Origin of the sequence: Ottowia thiooxydans (genome assembly GCF_040548795.1) — a bacterium.
Lineage (GTDB): Bacteria > Pseudomonadota > Gammaproteobacteria > Burkholderiales > Burkholderiaceae_C > Ottowia > Ottowia thiooxydans_A.
Map to the genome: position 1 here is coordinate 406050 of NZ_JBEPSH010000007.1, position 18330 is coordinate 424379.

Annotated in this window: 19 protein-coding genes; 5 read left to right on the plus strand and 14 right to left on the minus strand. The window is 59.4% G+C overall.

What is annotated here, in order from left to right:
- Positions 1-82: 82 nt before the first annotated feature.
- The 9 genes from ABIE13_RS18905 to hisH form a co-directional block, all read right to left on the minus strand.
- Complete coding sequence (locus ABIE13_RS18905; protein ID WP_354446268.1) at positions 83-448, minus strand: histidine triad nucleotide-binding protein; 366 nt, start codon at positions 446-448, stop codon at positions 83-85.
- On the minus strand, positions 445-1494 hold the full coding sequence (locus tag ABIE13_RS18910; protein WP_354446270.1) for a patatin-like phospholipase family protein: 1050 nt from the start codon (positions 1492-1494) through the stop codon (positions 445-447). The genes ABIE13_RS18905 and ABIE13_RS18910 overlap by 4 nt, the downstream gene beginning before the upstream one ends.
- Positions 1487-1879, minus strand: a complete 393-nt coding sequence (locus ABIE13_RS18915) for a DUF4870 family protein (protein ID WP_354446272.1) — start codon at positions 1877-1879, stop codon at positions 1487-1489. Before ABIE13_RS18915 ends, ABIE13_RS18910 begins: the two co-directional genes overlap by 8 nt.
- Positions 1876-2256 carry a phosphoribosyl-ATP diphosphatase gene (locus ABIE13_RS18920; protein WP_436278442.1) on the minus strand — a complete coding sequence of 127 codons (381 nt, stop codon included), beginning with the start codon at positions 2254-2256 and terminating at the stop codon, positions 1876-1878. The genes ABIE13_RS18915 and ABIE13_RS18920 overlap by 4 nt, the downstream gene beginning before the upstream one ends.
- Before the next feature lie 4 nt (positions 2257-2260).
- A complete protein-coding gene (gene hisI, locus ABIE13_RS18925; protein WP_354446274.1) occupies positions 2261-2650 on the minus strand; it encodes a phosphoribosyl-AMP cyclohydrolase in 390 nt (129 codons plus the stop codon).
- Positions 2651-2703: 53 nt separating this feature from the next.
- Complete coding sequence (gene gdhA / locus ABIE13_RS18930) at positions 2704-4032, minus strand: NADP-specific glutamate dehydrogenase (protein ID WP_436278444.1); 1329 nt, start codon at positions 4030-4032, stop codon at positions 2704-2706.
- A 102-nt stretch (positions 4033-4134) separates the two neighbouring features.
- Complete coding sequence (gene hisF / locus ABIE13_RS18935) at positions 4135-4914, minus strand: imidazole glycerol phosphate synthase subunit HisF (RefSeq protein ID WP_354446278.1); 780 nt, start codon at positions 4912-4914, stop codon at positions 4135-4137.
- Positions 4915-5088: 174 nt separating this feature from the next.
- Complete coding sequence (gene hisA, locus ABIE13_RS18940) at positions 5089-5829, minus strand: 1-(5-phosphoribosyl)-5-[(5-phosphoribosylamino)methylideneamino]imidazole-4-carboxamide isomerase (protein WP_354446280.1); 741 nt, start codon at positions 5827-5829, stop codon at positions 5089-5091.
- Positions 5830-5910: 81 nt separating this feature from the next.
- The gene (hisH, locus tag ABIE13_RS18945; protein ID WP_354446282.1) at positions 5911-6582 is read right to left on the minus strand and encodes an imidazole glycerol phosphate synthase subunit HisH; all 672 of its coding nucleotides are present in this window, start codon (positions 6580-6582) and stop codon (positions 5911-5913) included.
- A gap of 217 nt (positions 6583-6799) precedes the next feature.
- On the opposite strand from hisH, the gene ABIE13_RS18950 reads away from it, so the two are divergent.
- The 4 genes from ABIE13_RS18950 to ABIE13_RS18965 are packed head-to-tail and all read left to right on the plus strand — an operon-like array spanning position 6800 to position 11525.
- On the plus strand, positions 6800-7087 hold the full coding sequence (locus tag ABIE13_RS18950) for a hypothetical protein (protein WP_354446284.1): 288 nt from the start codon (positions 6800-6802) through the stop codon (positions 7085-7087).
- A complete protein-coding gene (mdtN, locus tag ABIE13_RS18955; RefSeq protein WP_354446286.1) occupies positions 7084-8133 on the plus strand; it encodes a multidrug transporter subunit MdtN in 1050 nt (349 codons plus the stop codon). The genes ABIE13_RS18950 and mdtN overlap by 4 nt, the downstream gene beginning before the upstream one ends.
- Positions 8114-10057, plus strand: a complete 1944-nt coding sequence (locus ABIE13_RS18960) for an FUSC family protein (protein ID WP_354446288.1) — start codon at positions 8114-8116, stop codon at positions 10055-10057. Before mdtN ends, ABIE13_RS18960 begins: the two co-directional genes overlap by 20 nt.
- Complete coding sequence (locus tag ABIE13_RS18965) at positions 10026-11525, plus strand: TolC family protein (protein ID WP_354446290.1); 1500 nt, start codon at positions 10026-10028, stop codon at positions 11523-11525. The genes ABIE13_RS18960 and ABIE13_RS18965 overlap by 32 nt, the downstream gene beginning before the upstream one ends.
- Positions 11526-11533: 8 nt before the next feature.
- Here the strand turns inward: ABIE13_RS18965 and hisB are convergent, their stop codons facing one another.
- The 4 genes from hisB to ABIE13_RS18985 all read right to left on the minus strand — a co-directional run bounded on the left by hisB (position 11534) and on the right by ABIE13_RS18985 (position 15425).
- Positions 11534-12130 carry an imidazoleglycerol-phosphate dehydratase HisB gene (hisB, locus tag ABIE13_RS18970; protein ID WP_354446292.1) on the minus strand — a complete coding sequence of 199 codons (597 nt, stop codon included), beginning with the start codon at positions 12128-12130 and terminating at the stop codon, positions 11534-11536.
- Positions 12127-13245, minus strand: a complete 1119-nt coding sequence (gene hisC / locus ABIE13_RS18975; protein WP_354446294.1) for a histidinol-phosphate transaminase — start codon at positions 13243-13245, stop codon at positions 12127-12129. Before hisC ends, hisB begins: the two co-directional genes overlap by 4 nt.
- A 124-nt stretch (positions 13246-13369) precedes the next feature.
- A complete protein-coding gene (locus ABIE13_RS18980; protein WP_354446296.1) occupies positions 13370-14191 on the minus strand; it encodes a hypothetical protein in 822 nt (273 codons plus the stop codon).
- Between the two features lie 253 nt (positions 14192-14444).
- Positions 14445-15425, minus strand: a complete 981-nt coding sequence (locus tag ABIE13_RS18985) for a helix-turn-helix transcriptional regulator (RefSeq protein ID WP_354446298.1) — start codon at positions 15423-15425, stop codon at positions 14445-14447.
- Positions 15426-15682: 257 nt separating this feature from the next.
- Here ABIE13_RS18985 and ABIE13_RS18990 point away from each other — a divergent pair, with 257 nt between their 5' ends.
- Positions 15683-16915, plus strand: coding sequence for an IPTL-CTERM sorting domain-containing protein (locus ABIE13_RS18990; RefSeq protein WP_354446300.1), 1233 nt, complete (start codon positions 15683-15685; stop codon positions 16913-16915).
- 70 nt (positions 16916-16985) lie between these two features.
- Here ABIE13_RS18990 and hisD read toward each other — a convergent pair whose 3' ends face one another.
- Positions 16986-18305, minus strand: a complete 1320-nt coding sequence (gene hisD, locus ABIE13_RS18995) for a histidinol dehydrogenase (protein WP_354446302.1) — start codon at positions 18303-18305, stop codon at positions 16986-16988.
- Between the last annotated feature and the right edge of the window lie 25 nt (positions 18306-18330).

Consider the following 18330-nt stretch of genomic DNA (forward strand, 5'->3'; position numbering starts at 1 on the left):
TGATTTTAGACGCCGACGAAGGCATTCGGGTTCCCCTGGGGCCTTCATTAGACTTTTAATTGGCCATCTTGGCCTTAAACGCTTACCCGCGCAACCATGGACGCGGACCTCCCATGACGTGAACATGCAGGTGATGCACTTCCTGGCCGCCCTCAGCGCCTGTATTTGTCACAATGCGGAAACCGCCCTCTGGATAAGGACGGCACCCCTGTTCAAGTGCAAGCTTGGGTGCCAGCACCATCAATCGGCCCAACAAAGCCTCATGTTCAGGCCCGACCTGTGCCATCGAGGGAATATGCGTCTTGGGAATGATCATGAAATGAACGGGAGCCCATGGCGCAATGTCATGAAACGCGAACAGCTCATCATCTTCATAGATTTTTCGGGATGGAATCTGTCCAGCGATGATTTTGCAAAAGATGCAATTGGGGTCGTGAGTAGCGTTCATGGTCTGTGAGTGTGTTCTGCGCTCGATCGTACCCCGACGTCACGCAGGTGTTGCTTGAGCCACTGTTTGCCCGTCGTACGACCGAGATCGAAAAGCCGGCGCAGAAACGGGGTGTCCGCGCGAGATTTGGAATTGGCGCCAAATTCCGCCAACGCGGTTCCACCATCGACCCGGTGCAACAACACGTTCTTGTAGCGGTCCGGATCCAGCCGGCCCTCGGCCAGGAGCCGCCGGACGAATTCAATCGCCCTCATTTCTGCCAGCAGCGGGGCGTTGAATGTGATCTCGTTGACCCGCTCCATGATTTCCTGCGATGAAGCGCCCGGTATGTAAGGCGTTTCGACGGGGTTGATTTGAACCAGCACCACGTCGCAGGACTTGGTGTCATAAATCAAGGGGTAGATCGCAGGATTGCCAGAAAACCCGCCATCCCAGTAGTGCTCGCCTTCGATTTGCACCGCCTGAAACAGGCTGGGCAGGCAGGCAGAGGCCATCACGGCGTCTGCAGACACGCGCGCACCGCTGAAAATATCTCCTCGGCCCGTGCGCACATTGGTGGCTGTCACGAATATCTTGATATGGCCGTGCTTGGTGAGCAGATCGAAATCGACTTCCCGCTCCAGCAATTGACGCAGGGGGTTGAGCCCCAGCGGGTTGACCTGAGAAGGCGAAAACCATTGCGTGAACATGCTGGCCATGGCCTGTGCAGCGGGCAAGGGCAGGCCGGCCATGAAGGTTCCCAGCACCCCGACGCCTTCCCAGAACCGCGAGAGAGCCGCACGAGCAGCCTCACGTGCACCCTGATCCCCCACGCCTTCGACTCTAGCCTTGGCGAGCGCGTGAGCCAATACAACCGCGTTCATGGCCCCGGCGCTGGTGCCACTGATGCCTTCAAAGTCGATGCGACCATCCTCCAAAAGCGCATCCAGCACACCCCAGGTGAAAGCGCCATGCGAACCGCCGCCCTGGAGAGCCAGATTGACAGTCTTGCTTTGGCGCCCGGGATGCCCTCCGGCGCCACCTGCGGCAGAGCCTTCGTCAGGCATCGACCGCCTGATTGGCGTTCATGCGCACCATGCCTTTGACGATGCGGTAGAGGAACCACAGGGAAATGATGGCCCAGGCGATGGCGCCTGGCAAATACAACAGAATAAACAAGGGGGCCGTGACGAGATACAGGATACCGGCCCAGATCACCGAGCGGATACGCCAGCTGAAGTGGCTCTCCTGCCAGGTTCCGGCGGCATCACCCTTTTTCACCAGGTCGATGACCAAGGCAATCAGCAGCAGGGCAATACTGACCTGCGCGCCGGGCACGACAGCGGCCACCGCGACGATCAAGTGCAGGATGTAGCTCACCCAGCCCCATGTCTTGAGAGACTGATTACGTTCAGTGTCGATGGCTTGCACGTCGATGATGTCTTTGCTCATGACTTGGATCCTTCTTCGTCAGCGTCACGCGCAACAGCCTTGCGCAAGGCTTTTTCCTCAATGCCGCTCACGCCTTCGCGGCGTGCCAGTTCATTGACTACATCCGCAGGCGAAAAACCATAGTGCGCCAGCGCAATCATGCTGTGAAACCAGAGATCGGCCACTTCATAGACGATTTTCGAGGAATCGCCCCCATGATCGGCATCTTTGGCCGCCATGACGACCTCCGTAGCCTCTTCGCCGATTTTCTTCAGAAATGCATCGGGGCCTTTGGCCAGCAATCGCGCCACATAGCTTGAAGACGCATCGCCCCCTGCCAATGGCTTACGGCTTTCAATGACGGCGGCCAGGCGGGCCAGGGTGTCTTCTGAACTCATACCCTTATTTGTAGATGGTTGCTGGATCTTTCAAGACCGGCTCGACCGAGACCCAGGCGCCCTGTTCAAATTTCTGGAAAAAGCAGCTGTGGCGACCGGTATGGCAGGCTATACCAGGCTCATGACCGAGCTGAGTCACCTTCAAAAGTACGACGTCATTGTCGCAATCCATGCGGATTTCATGCACAGTCTGCACATGGCCTGACTCTTCGCCTTTGGGCCAAAGTTTGCCGCGCGAACGGCTGTAGTACACGGCGCGCCCGGTCTCTGCCGTCTTGGCGAGCGCCTCGCGGTTCATCCACGCAAACATGAGCACGTCACCGGATGATTGCTCTTGCGCAATCACCGGCACCAGGCCTTGGGCATCCCAACGGATTTCATCGAGCCAGTTCATGACACTCCAGCGGCCCTTGGCCAGGTTGACTCAAAAGGATCAGAAACACGCTCTCAGAGAACGCCTTGCGACAGCATGGCATCTGCAATCTTGACGAAACCGGCCACGTTGGCACCTTCAACGTAGTTGACGCTGCCGTCCGAGCGCTCACCGTGGCGCACGCAGTTGCCGTGGATGTCTTTCATGATTTCGTGCAGACGCAGATCCACCTCACTGTGCGACCAGGACAGACGCATGGCGTTCTGACTCATTTCCAGACCTGAAGTAGCCACCCCACCCGCGTTGCTGGCCTTGCCAGGGGCATAGAGCGTACCGGCTTCCAGGAAGTGATCCACCGCATCCAGCGTGCTGGGCATGTTGGCGCCTTCAGCCACACACACCACGCCGTTGGCAATAAGGTGCTTGGCATCTGCTCCGTCCAGTTCGTTCTGCGTGGCGCAGGGAAGCGCAATATCGACCGGCACATGCCACGGGTTCTTGTCTGCTTCGAACTTGATCTTGTGCAGGCTGCAGAAATCGGCCAAGCGCCCACGCTTGACGTTTTTCCATTCCATGAGGTCTTCCAGCATGCCATGGGTGAGACCTGCTTCGTGCACCAGGGTGCCGCCAGAGTCCGAGAGGGTGATGATCTTCGCCCCCAGTTCCATGGCTTTTTCGGCAGCGTACTGCGCCACATTGCCAGAGCCCGAAATACTGACGCTGCGGTTTTCAAAGCCCATTTGCTTGCGACGAAGCATCTCCTGGGCGAAATACACTGTGCCGTAGCCTGTAGCTTCAGGGCGCATCAAACTACCGCCAAAGGCGATGCCCTTGCCAGTGAACACGCTGCTGGCGTCATTGGACAGCTTTTTCATCATGCCGGCCATGAAGCCCACTTCACGCGCGCCTACGCCAATATCGCCCGCAGGCACATCGGTGTCCGGACCGAGATGACGATACAGCTCGGTCATCAAGGCCTGGCAGAAACGCATCACTTCGCCGTCGCTCTTGCCTTTGGGATCAAAGTCGGAGCCGCCCTTGCCACCGCCCATGGGCAGGGTTGTCAAGGCGTTCTTGAAGGTTTGCTCGAAGCCCAGAAACTTCAGAATGGAGAGGTTGACCGACGGGTGAAAACGCATGCCGCCTTTGTAGGGCCCAATGGCCATGCTGTGCTGCACGCGGAAGGCGCGATTGACCTGTGTCTGGCCCTTGTCGTCCACCCAGCTCACGCGAAACTGAATGGCGCGGTCGGGTTCGACCAACCGCTCCAAAATACCGTGCTCACGGTACTTCGGGTTCTTTTCAAGGAATGGCCAGAGACTGACGACAACCTCCTTGACGGCTTGCAGAAACTCGGGTTGGTGCGGATCGCGCTGTGTAACTGTATCCAAAAATTCCTGCATGCTCGCTGTCGTCAAAATGTTTCTCCTATTTTTGATTGTTGGATAAGAATCCGTCCCTGGACTTCACTACGAGCCTGCCAGCATGCGAATGAGCGCGTACCTTCAAGTGCGTACGGTAATGCCCCGTTCGGCCATGCGATGTTTGGCCTGGGCTACCGTGAATTCCCCGTAGTGAAAAATGCTGGCCGCCAGTACAGCGTCGGCGCCGCCGATCTGAACGCCGTCAGCCAAATCGTCAAGTGTACCCACCCCGCCTGAAGCGATGACAGGTACTGTGACCGCATCGGACACAGCGCGGGTCAGTTCGAGATCAAACCCCGACTTGGTGCCGTCACGGTCCATGCTGGTGAGCAGGATTTCTCCTGCGCCGTACTCGGCCATTCGGCACGCCCATTCAACAGCGTCAAGGCCGGTGTTCTTGCGGCCACCATGGCTGTAGACGTCCCAGCCTGGACCCCGCTCGCGCAGGTCGTCACCAAGCCTGCGCTTGGCGTCAATGGCCACCACGATGCATTGGGCGCCGTATTTGGCAGACGCATCGCGGATGACCTGTGGATTGGAGATGGCAGCAGAATTGAAACTTGTCTTGTCCGCTCCAGCATTGAGTAGCCTGCGGACATCGTCCACCGTGCGGACACCCCCTCCGACGGTCAAAGGTATGAAAACCTGCGAAGCCACCGACTCGATGATGTGCAAGATCAGGTCACGCCCGTCGCTCGTAGCGGTGATGTCCAGAAACGTCAATTCGTCTGCGCCCTGCTCGTTGTAGCGGGCGGCAATTTCCACAGGATCGCCAGCGTCTCTGAGTTCGACAAAATTGACGCCTTTGACCACTCGGCCGCCGGTGACGTCCAGGCAAGGGATGATTCGTTTGGCAAGCATGGAGATAGCGATCAGAAGGTGTGAATGAATCCTGCGTGCTCGAAAGGGCCGTCAAAAGCCGCCCGATCAAGGCGCAAAGCGCAGACGTAGCTTGGGCTACGGCGAGCATTTGTAACGCCGAGCGGGTGGTTTTTGGCGGTCAAGGCGGGCATGAGGGATTCGTTCACACCTTCTCTAGCCGTTGAGTTCATCAGCCCGCTCTTGGGCCTCGGCAAAGTCGAGGTCGCCGCTGTAGACCGCTCGGCCGCAGATAACGCCCTGAACGCCTTCACTCTCTACCGCACACAGAGCTTCAATATCAGCCATGTTGGAGAGCCCACCGGAGGCAATGACAGGGATGCTCAGCGCTTGCGCGAGTTTGACGGTGGCGTCGATATTGATGCCGCTCAGCATGCCGTCCCGGCCAATGTCGGTGTAGATGATGCTTTCGACACCCCAGTCTTCGAATTTCTTGGCCAGATCAATCACCTCGTGCCCGGTGAGCTTGCTCCAGCCGTCGGTGGCCACCTTGCCGTCCTTGGCATCCAGGCCGACAATGATGTGACCCGCAAAGGCGGTGCAGGCGTCTTTCAGAAAGCCAGGGTTTTTCACGGCCGCCGTGCCTATGATCACATAGGCCATGCCCGCGTCGACATAGCGCTCGATCGTGTCCAGATCGCGAATGCCGCCGCCCAGTTGCACCGGAATATCTTCGCCCACTTCTTTCAGGATGGACTTGATGGCGCCCATGTTCTGCGGTTTGCCCGCAAAAGCGCCATTGAGATCAACCAGATGCAGGCGGCGCGCTCCGCGCTCCAGCCATTTCGCAGCCATGGCGGCCGGGTCTTCGCTGAAAGTGGTGGCTTGGTCCATATCCCCTTGTTTGAGGCGAACGCAGTGGCCGTCTTTGAGGTCAATGGCGGGAATCAATAGCATGGCAATTAGATGAAGCGTTGCGTGAGCCCAGGCGTGTTGCCCGCGCCCCATGCGCGGGCATCTGCCCAGGTGGCCTTGGATTCAAGGTTCCCAGTGAAGGAAGTTGCGATAAAGGGCTAGCCCTTGAGCGGCACTCTTCTCAGGGTGGAATTGAGTAGCGAAAATATTATCGCGCGCAATGGCGGCTGCAAAGCCCCCACCATAGTCTGCCAGACCGACGCAATGCTGCGCCTGGGACGGGCGGGCATAGTAGCTGTGGACGAAGTAGTACCAACTGTCGTCAGGAACACCGTCCCACACTGCATGGGGTTGCGCCTGTTTGACGCGGTTCCACCCCATTTGCGGAACCTTGAAACGGCTGCCATCCGGTGCGGTGCGCCCGGCCATGTCGAACTTCACCACTTGCCCGGGTATCAGCCCCAAGCCGGGAGTACCTTCCACGGTATGACCCTCTGCACTGTGATCCAGCAGCATCTGCATGCCCACACAAACGCCAAAGAGAGGCTTGGTGTTGGCGGCGTCCAGAACCGCTTCAAGCAAGCCAGAAGCACGAAGTTGCTGCATACAGTCTGCCATAGCCCCCTGGCCGGGAAGGACCACGCGATGTGCTTGCCTGACCACATTCGCATCAGAGGTCACGACCGCCTTGACGCGCGTATCCGCAGTGGCATGCATGACGGCTTGCGCCACAGAGCGCAGGTTGCCCATGCCGTAATCAATCACCGCAACAGTCTTGTTAGCTAAAGCATTCATAATTCAACGCGCTTATACGTAGCGCAGAACGATGATTTTATTCAGTTTTCGGCGGCCGCCATTCGGGATGCGCCATAGCCTTTCCAGCGCGGTGAGTTACCATGATTGGCCTCATCTGGGCGAAATCGCCATTCGGAAAGCCCGCAAGGATTTCGAGGTTTGGATTGCCAATAGCAGGCCCCATCCGGCCTGCCGCTCACCCAAGGTGCATAGGTTCATGCGTTCTGACCACTTCATCTGCAAGCAGGCCGCTTGCGCCACATTGAGCCTGGCCCTTGCAGGCTGCAGCTCATCCAGCGCGCCCAGCCACATTTTCCTTGGCGCTTACTTTCCTTCCTGGTTGCTGTTTGCAATGCTCTGGGGCATGCTGGCAGTAGTCGTACGCGCCATCATGGTTCTCATGGGCGCGGGGCCAACCTGGCCTTGGCCGCTGGCTCTGTGCCTTTCAAGCGGGTTTCTGCTGGCATTGGCTTTGTGGTTTTTCGCTCTGGGAGCACTGCCATGAAAGCTGCTGGCCAACATCGTCCCATCAAGTGGCGGCGCGCTGTCGTGATCGTTCTCGTGGCATCCGCCATAGGGGCGGGCGCCTGGCTGTTGCATCAGAAAGATCAGATGGTTTCTTCCGATGATGCCACCCTGGACGCTGAGGTGGTGCACATCGCCTCAACCGTCGGTGGTCGCATCAGCCGCATTGCGGTGAAAGAAAACACCAGCGTCCGGGCGGGTGAAGAGCTGTTCCAGATTGACCCGGAACCCCTGCAACTGGCCGTCAATCAGGCAGAAGCCGACCTGGCTCTGGCCCGTGCAACGCTGGCGACACAGCAACGCGGTGTCCACACGCAACGCTCAGCCGTGTCTCAAGCAACAGACCAGACGCGCAGAGCGCAAACCAATCTGGCCCTTGCGCAGCGCACTGTAGAGCGGTTGCGCCCCCTGGCGGCCAAGGGCTATGTTCCGCAGCAGCAGTTGGATCAAGCTGAAACGGCAGAGCGCGACGCCCAGACGAGCTTGCGCCAGGCCCAGGAGCAGGCGCGTGCAGCAGGGCATGCCGTGGGAACAGATGACGCAGGTCTGGCGACAGTGCGTGCGCGAGAAGCGGCCTTGGGTCTGGCACGGCATGCGCTCGCCAGTGCGACTGTGCGCGCACCCCATGATGGGCGTGTCGTGGGACTGACCGTGACCAGCGGAGAAATCGTGGTGCCCTCTCAATCCCTTTTCACCCTGGTGGTGTCCAACGAATGGTCCGCCGTGGCAAATATGCGTGAGTCGGATCTCTCCAAAATTTCCGAGGGAGACTGCGCGACGGTGTATTCCATGATCGACCGACGCAAAGCACTTCGAGGCACGGTTCAGGGCATTGGAGCGGGCGTATTGGATGCAGATCGCATTGCCCTGCCCCGAAGTCTTCCTTATGTGCAGAAATCCATGAACTGGGTCCGTGTGGCACAGCGTTTTCCGGTTCGGATCGAATTGAATGAACCGCCCGACTCCCTGATGCGCCTGGGGGCAAGCGCGGTGGTGGAGATCCGCCATGGCAGCGCCTGCCCTTGAATCTGCCCCATTCAATGCGCTGATGCCCGGCGTACGCTCCCTGCCTGCCCTCCTGCGCCCCACGCCGGGGCGCCTTGAGTTCGCTCTGCGCCTGGCTCTGATCTGCACGCTGAGCGTGGCCGTGGCCGAGTGGTTTCACACACCAGAAGTCGCGCTTACTGCCTATGTGGGATTTTTCCTGATCCGCGCCGACCGCGCGACCAGCGTCGTGGTGGGATTGGGCATGCTGGTGCTGGCATCGCTGCTCATCGGCCTGGTCGCTCTGATGGCCAACGGCTTGATTGGCAGGCCTGCTGCCTTGCTGGCCAGCATGACTTTGATCGCGTTTGCCTTGTTTTTCCTGACCTCGGCCAGCAAGTTGGCACCTGTGGGCGGGATCTTGGCCTTGATCACCACCTATGCACTCTCACTCATTGCTGCGCTTCCCATAGGCGAGTTGGCGACGCGCGCCCTGCTCTATGCCTGGCTGATCGTGGCCATACCTGTAGGCGTGTCGACGGCTGTCAACCTGCTGATCGGGCCCGCGCCACGCCGTCTGGCGGAATCGGCATTGGCACGCCGACTGGCAGCCGCAGCAGCCGTGCTTCGCGCTGCCGACGACGAGAGCCGCGATGAGTTGCGACAAATGCGCATGCAAGGCACGGGAGAGATCCAGGCCTGGCTGCGGCTTGCCCGACTTGAGCGCACAAGCCCCGCCGAAACTATCGAGGCGCTGAGCCACGCCAGCGAGTCTGTCACACGCGTGCTGGTCCTCGTGGATTTGTTGGACCATTGCTTGCCCATACGGGACGTACGAACCAGCGTGGCGGACACGCTGGACGGCATGGCCCACATCCTGAAGAGCGGTGCTTACCCCATTGAAGTGGAGTTACCGGCCTTTTCCGCCACTGCGCTGCCTGAGCCGGCCCAGCGCGCACTGCTCGCGCTGCGCCACACGCTCGCCCACTTCACGGATTCGGATGAGCCGGCTGCTACCGACCCGCAGGCGCCCACAGGCTTTTTCGCAGCTGATGCCTTCAGCAACCCCCTGCACACGCGCTTTGCGATCAAAGCGACCGGTGCCGCGATGTTTTGCTATCTTTTTTATCACGCCCTAGGCTGGAATGGCATCCACACAGCCTTCATCACGTGCTTCATCGTGGCGCTGAGTACCACGGGTGAAACTGTCCAGAAGCTGAGTTTGCGCATCGCAGGTTGCCTGATAGGCGCGGCCATCAGCCTGCTGGCGTTGCTCACGGTCCTGCCAGCCATAGAGGGACTGGCGGGTCTGCTTGGTCTGGTCTTCGCGGTCACGTTGGGTGCGAGCTGGGTGGCGGCCGGAAGCTCGCGCATCTCCTACGCGGGCTTTCAGATCGCTTTCGCGTTCTACCTTTGCGTGCTTCAGGGAAATGGACCGTCTTACGACCTGGGGCTTGCTCGTGATCGGGTCATTGGCATCTTGATCGGCAATGCTGTCGTCTATCTCGTCTTCACACGTCTATGGCCTGTCAGCGTGGCCACTCGGGTGGACTCCCTGCTGGCTTTGCTGCTGCGCCGTCTGGCGCGCATAGCTGAAGGACCGGCGACCCGCACGGCCAATGTCGAACTGGCCAAAGTCGAAGCCGGATATTCCGCCGTGGCGGCGGACCTCTCCCTGATGGCTTACGAACCCTCCAGCGTGCGCCCTGCCCCGCAATGGACAGCGCAGCGTGAAAGGACATTGGAGGCGACTTACGCACTCGCAGGACCGCTTGTTCTGCAAGACGGTGAACCCGCACTGAGCCATCTGATGAACTCGCTTGCAAGGCAGGTCGAAACCGCAAGTGCTTCGCCAGAGTTAGCGTTCCAATCAAGAGCTTCATGGCTGCAGCAGCCCTTGTCCGCGGCCATCGATGCCGTACAGAATCAACGCAATGTCAACCCCATCCCCACAAAGGCTCCGTAGCCTCCTGGCCTTTTCTGTCACGCTGGGGATGCTTGGCGGCTGCGCAGCACCCACGGCCCAGCTGGCGCCTCGTCCTCCGGATACGGCCTGGCAACCGAACGCCAGCTCCAAGGATTTCGTTCTGCCGCCAAAGCCAGCTCTGGCAGAGCTCATCCCGACGCCAGGTATCGATACTCTCCATCCGTATTCCCTGGCGGAGTTGATAGATCTTGCGCAACGCAACCACCCTGCCACCCGGATCGCGTGGATTGCAGCGCGAAATGCCGCCACGACGACCGAGATTGCACAGCGAAGCTGGCTGCCGAGGCTATCCGCCACGGTACTGGCAGGCGCACGGCACCGGCAGGGAGAAGCTGGTGGGCAAACTCTGTCTGTCAACAGCGAAAGAAATGGCCACGCGGCCGCAGGCATACTGTCTCTTCAGTGGCTGCTGTTCGACTTTGGCGAGCGCGAAGCCCTGGCCGAAGGAGCCGGGCAAGAAGCCATCGCCGCCCACATTGGGTTCACCGCAGCCCATCAGCAAATCATCGAAGCCGTTAGCCTGGCCTACTACGCCCATGGGGCGGCGCGAACTCGCGTCGGCGTGGCGCAGGGCGCCTTGGCCAACAGCCGTCAGGTTCTCGAAGCGGCCCAGGCACGCTTCAAACAAGGTATTGGCACCGTACTTGAAGTGGCTCATGCCCAGCAAGCGGTGGCTCAAGCGGAACTTGCCAGGGTACAAGCCCATGGCAGAGAGCGCGACACCTACCACTCCCTGATTGCCGCCATGGGCATATCTCCGCTGACACCCCTGAAACTGGCAGATGCTCCGGAACCTCGCCTCGGCATTGCGGACAAGGAACCCATCGAGCGCCTTGTGGCAGCCGCCCTTGCACGCCGTCCGGACATCCAGGCTGCGTATGCGACGCTTCAAACCAGCCGTGCAGGCGCCAAAGCAACGGACGCGGCGCGAATGCCCAAAGTATTCCTGGCAGCCTCCGCCTCACGAAGCAGCGGAACCAATGTGACGACTTTTCCTGGCTTTGGGCAAGATGGCCCGACGCTCAATCTCTCCGGGAGCGGCTCTGGGGTTGGCGCCTTCATCGGGGTCACCATTCCGCTATGGGACGGCGAAACCCGTGCATCCATGCAGTTACAGGCCTATCAGCGCGTAGAGGCCGCCCAGGCACGTCTCGACCGAGTACGCCAACAGGCTGTGCAGCAAATTGTGGTCGCTCAGGATGCGCTTTTTACTGCGCTAGCGTCTGTAGAAGCCGCGACGCAATTGCGTATGGCCTCCAGGGTGACCCAGGAGGCGGCATCGGACGCCTACCGCCATGGAATAGGAACCGTGACAGCCGTCACCTTGGCCGAGACACAACTGCTCGAGGCTGGACAGCTTCTGGCTGACGCACGTGCCGCCGCTCAATCCGCTGCCGTCACGCTGGCGCTGGCAACGGGGGCGCTGGGCTCCGCGCCCAGACCTTGAACAGGCGCTTAAAGCACGCCCTTGGTTGAGGGAATCTGCCCTTCGGCACGGGGGTCTGGCGTCAGTGCCATGCGAAGTGCACGGCCGAAAGCCTTGAAGACCGTTTCGGCCTGGTGGTGGGCGTTGACACCCTTGAGGTTGTCAATGTGCAGCGTCACGAATGCGTGATTGACGAAGCCCTGGAAGAACTCGTGGAATAACTGGGTGTCGAAGCTGCCAATCATGCCGCTGGTGAATTTCACGTCCGATATCAATCCTGGACGTCCCGAAAAGTCGATCACCACTCTGGACAGCGCCTCATCGAGGGGCACGTAGCTATGTCCGTAGCGGGTGATGCCTTTTTTGTCGCCCACAGCCTCCTTAACGGCCTGACCGATGGCAATGCCAACGTCTTCCACTGAGTGGTGGCCGTCGATGTGCAGATCGCCGTCGCACTGAACATCCAGATCGATCATGCCGTGGCGCGCAATCTGATCGAGCATGTGGTCAAAAAAGCCAATGCCCGTGGCCAGGCGCGACTGGCCTTTGCCGTCCAGATTGAGGCTGACCTTGATTTTGGTCTCGGCGGTGTTGCGGGTGACTTCTGCGGTACGTGGATTATTCATAGGGAGGCTTGCAGCGCGGCCAGCATCTGCTTATTTTCACTCTGAGTGCCTACGGTCAGACGCAGGCAATTGGCCAGTAAAGCATGCATTGTAGAAACGTTCTTCACCAAGACCTTCCGCGCCTTCATGCCCTGGAAGGTTTTCGCCGCGTCTGGCAGGCGCACCAGCAGCATATTCGCTTCGCTGGGATAAGCATGTACGCCAGGCAGAGCGTTCAGAGCCGAGACGAGCCTTTCACGCTCAGCGCGTATATCTACAGCTTGCTCGGCAAACACCTCCTGGTGCTCCAAGGCAAACAAGGCGCATTCTGCGTTCAGCACACTCACGTTATACGGTGGGCGCAATTTATCGAGCTGATGAACGATGGCAGCGGGGCCCATGAGATATCCTAGACGCACACCCGCCAGGCCGAACTTGCTGAGCGTGCGCATGATCAGGACGTGCTTGTGCCGATCAGGCTCCTTCTGCACCGATTCCATCCAGCTGCGGGCAGCAAAGGGTTGGTAGGCTTCATCCATGACCACCAGCCCCCCTTGCGCGCCCTGGGCATCTATCAGACGATCAATCACGCCGGGATTCCAGAGCGTCCCAGTAGGGTTGTTGGGGTAAGCCAGATAGAGCACTGCAGGGCGATGCTCAGCAATGGCCTCCAGCATGGCCGATTCATCCAGTTCGAATGCGTCGGTGAGCGGGACGCCGTGAAAGGCCAGCCCCTGAAACTGCGCACTCATACCGTACATCACGAAGCCCGGTACAGGGGCCAGGATCACCTCCGGATCTTGCGCCGAGCCTGGCCTTACGAAGGCCATAGCCAGCAAGCTGATGAGTTCATCCGAGCCATTGCCCAGCATCAAAGACCAGTCTGAAGGCAGCGCAGCATACTGGGCCAGGGCCAGTTTCAGCTCCTCAACGCGCGCGCCGGGGTAACGATTGATGGCGACCTCGCCCAGACGGCGGCCCAGCTCAGCTCGAAGCGCAGATGGCAGGCGGTGCGAGTTTTCCATCGCGTCCAGCTTCAGCATGCCCGCAGAATCCTGAACTGCATAGGCGTGCATGCCCTGTACATCCTGGCGGATGCGAGAAAGTGGGTCTGACAAGTGAGTTTCCGAATTCATGAAGCGTTTGGCGAAAGGGCCATGGAACGTGGCCACCGATGCTACAAGAACTCGGATGTCGAACTTGAACCCGGATCTGACGGCACCAAGGGCAGGTCGTCAACGCGCTGTCCTTGCCGGGTCTTTACCTTTGCGAACGACGGCGCCACCCAAAAAACCCGGCCATGATCAGCCCCAAAGCAGCCAGCCCCGCAGGCGCCAGCGTCGGAACCGCTTCGACTGACTTGGCAGCATTCGGCTCGTAGCCCACCTGGAAGCCGACACCGTCATTGCCGCCTGTGTCTGTGACGAAAGTCATCTTGATTTCCGAGTAGTACCCCTGGAATTGCAACACCCCGCACCCACGCCCGCTCGGGACATTCGGATCGGCTACCGTGCTTCTGCTGCAACCTTCTCGCGGAAAGGTAGCAGGTACTGGCCCGCGATCAAGCCGCTTGGTGCCAGCAACAAACTGCGCAGAAGTATTTGTAACGGCCGAAATGCTGGCAGGACCGCCCACAAAATTCGTGGTTTGTGAAAAGTCCACATGCGAGTTGTCAAGACTGTAGATCAGCACCTGGGGGTTGAACACCGGGTGGGCGAATCGCAAAGTTACAAGGCTTGCAACAGGCCGGGCTGCAATGACGTACTGCATGTTGCCCATCGCCGATGCAGGCCATATCCCGGCACCGTTCGGGTACACCGTGTTGCCGCCCAAGACGTCTGTAGCGTTGTTATCCCAGATGTCGTAGCTGTTGTAGGGAGGATTGACACTGGGCGTGCTCGTGACAGCTGACCCCGAACTTGTCAGCGTTACGGGAATGCTGCCCAAGGTCCCCGTCAAACTCGTGCCTGACGTCCCCACCGGGCTGACCTGAAGCCATACGGGTGCGGCCTGCAGATTGGAGCCAAAGAGGGCTGCTGCCAGCAGGACCACAGCACCACCGACACGCGAAGCAAAGAACATGACAACACCTCGATAGGGGAAATGCGAAACAAAAGTCTCACTTACAAGTTATTGCATTCTTTGCTTTTTCTTTGAAAACCGCCGGTATCGCACTCCTCATACATGACGAGATCGAGACTTTTTTCACATATTGAGTGAATGGTTTTCACGGCCAGAGGCCAGCCACAGAAACTCGGGGCGCTCCAAAACCTGCAACACATCATTCCGGGAAAATGATAGCGGCCGGCCTCCTCTGCTTGGAGTCGATCACACGCTATTGCGAGGCATCTTCCTGTGCACGCGCCTCAGAAGGCGTCATTCCGTAGCGCTGCTTGAAGCTGCGATTGAAGTAGGACAAATCGCCAAAACCGGCGTCGAAAGCAAGCGTCTGGATAGAGCAAGCACGCAGCCTAGAGTCTGTCAGTTGGCGGTGTATCAGTGCCAGACGTTGATCCATCACCAACGAGCTGAAAGCAAGTCCCTCACGGGCCAACAACATATGAAGATAACGCGGCGTTATGCCCAGGCGTTGCGCTACGCCCCCTACGGAAAGCGACGCATCTGTGAAGTGCGTTGCTATGTCGCGTTTGACAGCCAACAGGCGAGCCGCGCGGACTCCACGACCCTGTGCCATGTGGGCAACGTCCGCCGTCGCGCCTGCGGCCAAGGCCGCGAGATCATGCAGATGCAATGTGGCGGCACGGCGCAACTCGGGCGTGGCAAGATCACCATGGTCGCGCAACAGGTATGCGTAGCGCATCAGCATACCCACTGCCGAGTGTCCACGCAGCGGACGGTGCATGGCGGCATCTGCATCGACCCGCATGGAGGTCAGGCGTGCGCGGCTCAATGAAATCAGGCATAAATGCGTATTTGTGTTCGTGACGACTGACCGCAGATCGTCAGAACCCGCAAAAACCATATCGCCGCCGGCCATGCTCCAATCACAGTCGCGGGTTTTCATGGAGCCCTGCCCCCGGTACATGCCTAATAACAGGACGCTCTCGTCGGAGCCTGAGGAAACTGGATGGGTACAGCGCGATGGAGATGTCTCTCCAATCATGATAGATATATCGTCAAATTGGCTTACCGTGGTCTCCATCGCCAGCGGATGACCGTCCAGCGGCTCAATATGAATTCCTCCGAGAAAGTGCTCGAACTGTTCCTGAAACACCTTCAGGCGACGGGGGTCATGAATGGGCGGGCATCGCAACCAATTGGTTGCAGATTCGTTGCGGATACCAGCGCCGTCCATATTTGCCCTTTTTGCTGATCTTGCATCCAGGAGATCATCGGCATACAAACCGAAAGCCTCGACGATTCAAAATCTGCACAAATAATTTCGAACAAGTTCACTTGGGTCCATGTCGACTTCTCCTAGGCCCAAGGAGAAAAGTGCCCTTTCGCCTATTGTGCATTTTCAGGGGAGGCCTTGGGAAGCTTCGTGAGCAGTCACAACGCCAGTTCTTGTCTTTATTGACACCCTTGCACCTGCGCCTAACTCTCGTATTAATGATGAAGTACTCACTCCTTACGCTCGCCAGTTTGCTCCTGCCCTGGTCACTCGCTCAGGCTCAAACCTCCGCTCAGGCGTATCAGGCCATCGACGGGCCTGTCAACGCCGACGTGATCAGATGGCTTGACTTCTCAGGCATGACAGGCGCGGGGCCAAGCTACTCGCAGGACTTTCTGTTTGACGTGCCGTCACCCAGCGGCGTAAGAACTCAACTGGCGCTTACCCTTGAACGCGGCTACATGTTGACCACTTACCACGGCACTTTGAGTGCTCAGCCGTTGCCTGCGTATGTGGGGGTCCAACCGAACCGTGGATCAGCGTTTGGACTGACTGCGCGCTACCGCCCCGATACCGCTGCCCGTGAGCCCGCACTGCGCAGCCGGGGAGGCATCATGCGGCTGAATCTGAATCAATTGGTCCTTACCAATCCAGCCGGTCATGAACTGCAGTTCCAGATAGTCGCAGTGGATGCAGAGGAGACCACCCCCTTGAACAGTGCTCAAACCGAGGGAATCCGTTTCACCACGGACGGCGGCGGCTGGATCGACCCCGTTCAGCTTTCACCCCTTGCAGGTCAACTGCCCGCGACAGTGCTGGCAACCTACCCCGATCCCAAAAGTGTGTTGCTGCAAAGCCGCCTGCCCTTGCTGCCGGAAAACTACGCCGCCTCAGCCTGGATGCACACTACGACCAATCCAAGCAACATCGTCGCCATTCTGGGTACGGAGCCGGGTCTTGGTGACCAGTCAGAAGCACAGGCGGTCGCATTTGGTGTGATTCCCCTTATCCCAGAGGCGCGCGTCACCTGCACGCCTGCCACGCTGGTCGATACCGCTGGCCAAAGCGCCACCTGCACCGTTGACGTCGTCAACCCTCCGCGCTCAGCCTATGCCATTGCCCTGAGCGTCGCGGGCAATAGCGCCCGATTCAGCAGCGACTGCGCGAGCGTGAGCTTTACAGCCCTTCAAACGCAGGCCACCTGCACGGTGACCGCCACCCCCAACAGCACACCTGGCGATGGCGATGCCCCCGTCATCGTCTCCGTAAGTTCCGATCCCGAGGAACCATCATGGCTGGTGACGGGCTCGGCGCAGACCATCACTGTACGTGACAGCAGTGCCTCAGGCTCTGGTGTCACTGCCGTGCCGACGCTTGGCGAGTGGATGTTGACGGTGTTGGGCCTGGGGTTAGGCGCCCTGGGACTGCGCCGCATCCGGCGCCGCGGATAGCAAGCTCTCCAAGTTTTTTCGCAGAAGAACACCGCGCCGTCAGCGACGGCGTTGCATTCTGGCCTTCTGTTCAGGAAGACAACCGCATCTCCGCCGCACCTGCGTGGGCCTGCAGGCCCTCACCCAGGGCCAATACGCGAGCGATTTGACCAAGCTTCTGAGCACCCACCTTGCTGACCTCAATCAGGCTGCTGCGCTTTTGAAAGTCGTATACCGACAGCGGGGAGGAGAACCGAGCGGTACCACTGGTAGGCAACACGTGATTAGGGCCCGCGCAGTAGTCGCCCAGAGACTCGCTGGTGTAGGCCCCCAGGAAAATGGCGCCAGCATGCTTGAGCAGTGGCTCCCAGCGATGTGGATCCTCGCTGCTGACTTCCAAGTGCTCAGGCGCGATGCGGTTGCTGATTTCACATGCCTCTTCCATGCTGCGCGTATGGATCAAGGCGCCACGCCCGGTGAGGCTCTTGGCAATGATTTCGGCACGAGGCATGGTGGGAAGCAAACGGTCTATCTCGCGCTGTACAGCGTCAATATAGGCCGCGTCAGGGCTGAGCAGAATGCTCTGAGCCAGTTCGTCGTGTTCTGCCTGGCTGAACAGATCCATAGCCACCCAATCAGGGCGGGTGCTGCCATCAGCCAACACCAGAATTTCGCTCGGGCCCGCGATCATGTCGATGCCCACCGTTCCAAAGACGTGTTTTTTGGCGCTGGCGACGTAGGCGTTTCCGGGGCCGGTGATCTTGTCTACTTTGGGCACCGTCGCTGTGCCATACGCCAGTGCCGCTATAGCTTGCGCGCCTCCGATGGTGAAAGCACGACTGACCCCAGCGACGTAGGCCGCAGCCAGGACCAGCGGGTTTTTCTCTCCTCGCGGGGTGGGCACGACCATCACAATCTCGCCCACACCGGCCACATGCGCAGGAATGGCGTTCATCAGCAGGCTGCTGGGGTAGGCCGCCTTGCCCCCCGGCACATAGATGCCTACCCGGTCCAGGGGGGTGATTTTCTGCCCTAGCAGGGTTCCGTCTTCATCACGGTAAGTGGCTGTTTCGCCACCCTGGCTTTTCTGCCATTCGTGATAACGCCGGATGCGGGCGGCAGCAAGCTCCAGGGCCTCCCGCTGGATAGAGGGCAAACTCTCAAACGCCGCCTTCAGTTCATCGGGCTTGAGCTCAAGTCCAGCCATGCTGGTCTCTGCCAGATGGTCAAACCTTGCCGTGTACTCCAGAACTGCCGCGTCGCCGCGTGTGCGAACGTCAGCCAGGATGTCCCTCACCCGATCTTCGATGGCGGCATCCTGCTCGGCACTCCAATGCAGGCGAGCAGCAAATTGCTGCTCGAAATCGGCGCTGGAGGTGGACAAACGAGCAGGGACAGCGATGAAGGTCATGGTTTGGAAGTTCCTCTGATCTCCG

Coding starts and splice junctions, on each gene's coding strand:
- ABIE13_RS18905 (WP_354446268.1), bottom strand. CDS start 448: ATGAACGCTACTCACGACCCCAATTGCATCTTTTGCAAAATCATCGCT.
- ABIE13_RS18910 (WP_354446270.1), bottom strand. CDS start 1,494: ATGCCTGACGAAGGCTCTGCCGCAGGTGGCGCCGGAGGGCATCCCGGG.
- ABIE13_RS18915 (WP_354446272.1), bottom strand. CDS start 1,879: ATGAGCAAAGACATCATCGACGTGCAAGCCATCGACACTGAACGTAAT.
- ABIE13_RS18920 (WP_436278442.1), bottom strand. CDS start 2,256: ATGAGTTCAGAAGACACCCTGGCCCGCCTGGCCGCCGTCATTGAAAGC.
- hisI (WP_354446274.1), bottom strand. CDS start 2,650: ATGAACTGGCTCGATGAAATCCGTTGGGATGCCCAAGGCCTGGTGCCG.
- gdhA (WP_436278444.1), bottom strand. CDS start 4,032: ATGCAGGAATTTTTGGATACAGTTACACAGCGCGATCCGCACCAACCC.
- hisF (WP_354446278.1), bottom strand. CDS start 4,914: ATGCTTGCCAAACGAATCATCCCTTGCCTGGACGTCACCGGCGGCCGA.
- hisA (WP_354446280.1), bottom strand. CDS start 5,829: ATGCTATTGATTCCCGCCATTGACCTCAAAGACGGCCACTGCGTTCGC.
- hisH (WP_354446282.1), bottom strand. CDS start 6,582: ATGAATGCTTTAGCTAACAAGACTGTTGCGGTGATTGATTACGGCATG.
- ABIE13_RS18950 (WP_354446284.1), top strand. CDS start 6,800: ATGCGTTCTGACCACTTCATCTGCAAGCAGGCCGCTTGCGCCACATTG.
- mdtN (WP_354446286.1), top strand. CDS start 7,084: ATGAAAGCTGCTGGCCAACATCGTCCCATCAAGTGGCGGCGCGCTGTC.
- ABIE13_RS18960 (WP_354446288.1), top strand. CDS start 8,114: ATGGCAGCGCCTGCCCTTGAATCTGCCCCATTCAATGCGCTGATGCCC.
- ABIE13_RS18965 (WP_354446290.1), top strand. CDS start 10,026: ATGTCAACCCCATCCCCACAAAGGCTCCGTAGCCTCCTGGCCTTTTCT.
- hisB (WP_354446292.1), bottom strand. CDS start 12,130: ATGAATAATCCACGTACCGCAGAAGTCACCCGCAACACCGCCGAGACC.
- hisC (WP_354446294.1), bottom strand. CDS start 13,245: ATGAATTCGGAAACTCACTTGTCAGACCCACTTTCTCGCATCCGCCAG.
- ABIE13_RS18980 (WP_354446296.1), bottom strand. CDS start 14,191: ATGTTCTTTGCTTCGCGTGTCGGTGGTGCTGTGGTCCTGCTGGCAGCA.
- ABIE13_RS18985 (WP_354446298.1), bottom strand. CDS start 15,425: ATGGACGGCGCTGGTATCCGCAACGAATCTGCAACCAATTGGTTGCGA.
- ABIE13_RS18990 (WP_354446300.1), top strand. CDS start 15,683: ATGATGAAGTACTCACTCCTTACGCTCGCCAGTTTGCTCCTGCCCTGG.
- hisD (WP_354446302.1), bottom strand. CDS start 18,305: ATGACCTTCATCGCTGTCCCTGCTCGTTTGTCCACCTCCAGCGCCGAT.